Source organism: Prochlorococcus marinus (genome assembly GCF_001180245.1).
GTDB classification, from domain to species: Bacteria; Cyanobacteriota; Cyanobacteriia; order PCC-6307; family Cyanobiaceae; genus Prochlorococcus_A; species Prochlorococcus_A marinus_F.
On the sequence record NZ_CVSV01000106.1, the window covers coordinates 1 to 789 of the forward strand.

At 32.7% G+C, this 789-nt stretch carries 1 protein-coding gene; it reads left to right on the forward strand.

Annotation, left to right across the window (positions count from 1 at the left end):
* Nucleotides 1-789: argininosuccinate lyase (gene argH / locus AMO19_RS03520; RefSeq protein WP_075507352.1), on the forward strand; the 789-nt coding region annotated here is incomplete at both ends.

Below are 789 nucleotides of genomic sequence, written 5' to 3' on the forward strand. Positions count from 1 at the left end.
TATAAAGAAGTACGCTCAAGAGTTAATATTTCTCCGTTAGGAGCTGCAGCATTAGCTGGAACAAAAATAAAAATAGACAGGCACTTTACAGCTGCGGAATTGGGGTTTAAAAAGATTTATAAAAATAGTATTGATGCAGTAAGTGATAGAGATTTTTGTATAGAGTTTGTTTCTTCATCTGCTCTATTAATGTCTCATTTAAGTAAAATTTCAGAGGAAATAATTTTATGGGTAACTGATGAATTTTCTTTTGCAAAATTAACAGATAAATGTGCCACAGGAAGTAGCTTAATGCCGCAGAAAAAAAATCCTGATGTTCCAGAATTGATAAGAGGTAAGACAGGAAGAGTGTATGGACATCTCCAGGCATTGTTAACGATGGTCAAAGGGGTACCACTTTCTTACAATAAGGATTTTCAAGAGGATAAAGAGCCAATATTTGATACTGCAGAAACAATATCCTCTTGTGTTGAAGCAATGACCATCTTAATTAATGAGGGCATTGAATTTAATAAAAAAAATCTTTCTGATTCTGTAGAAAACGACTTTTCTAATGCTACTGATTTGGCAGATTATTTAGTTGATAAAGATGTTCCTTTTAGGACCGCCTATCAAGTTGTTGGTCAAATGGTTAAATATTGTCTGGAAAGAAAAATGTTATTTAAAAATCTTAAAATTGAAGAATTTAAAAAATTTCATCCAGAGTTTGATGAGGATGTTTTTGTGGACCTTAAACCTTTTAATGTCGTTAAATCAAGAAATAGCGAGGGTGGGACAGGTTTTCTTCAG